This window comes from Vibrio sp. 10N.261.54.A5, assembly GCF_041471145.1.
GTDB classification, from domain to species: Bacteria; Pseudomonadota; Gammaproteobacteria; order Enterobacterales; family Vibrionaceae; genus Vibrio; species Vibrio crassostreae_C.
In genome coordinates this window covers 1-327 of sequence record NZ_JBFRNU010000087.1, presented here as the reverse complement: position 1 = coordinate 327, position 327 = coordinate 1, and the positions used below count along the sequence as shown (strand labels likewise).

Genomic DNA, 327 nt, shown 5'->3' with positions numbered 1-327 from the left:
AAAACCAAGTGGCGGACGCGGTAGTGGGTACCTTGTCCGGCAGCGATCTGGATGGCGTGACCAAATACGAGTTCAAACACAGTGACGGCACCTTTAGCACCATCAGTGAAGACGGTTTCTACAGTGTGGATGCGGCCGGCAACATCAGCATCACGACAGCGGGCGTTTCGGCGGAGGTGAACGACTTCGAGCAAGGCACGAACAGTGGCGATTACCAGATGGTGATGACCGACGGTTACGGCTCGACAGCGGAAGCGACGGTGACCCTGAAAGAGAGCAACGTGGATGAGTCAGGCTCGTTCGGTGCGCAGACGGTGACGTACGCGG

At 58.1% G+C, this 327-nt stretch carries 1 pseudogene; it reads left to right on the top strand.

From position 1 onward, the window contains the following. Positions 1-327: pseudogene (locus AB4329_RS21645) on the top strand (hypothetical protein); the annotation flags it as partial.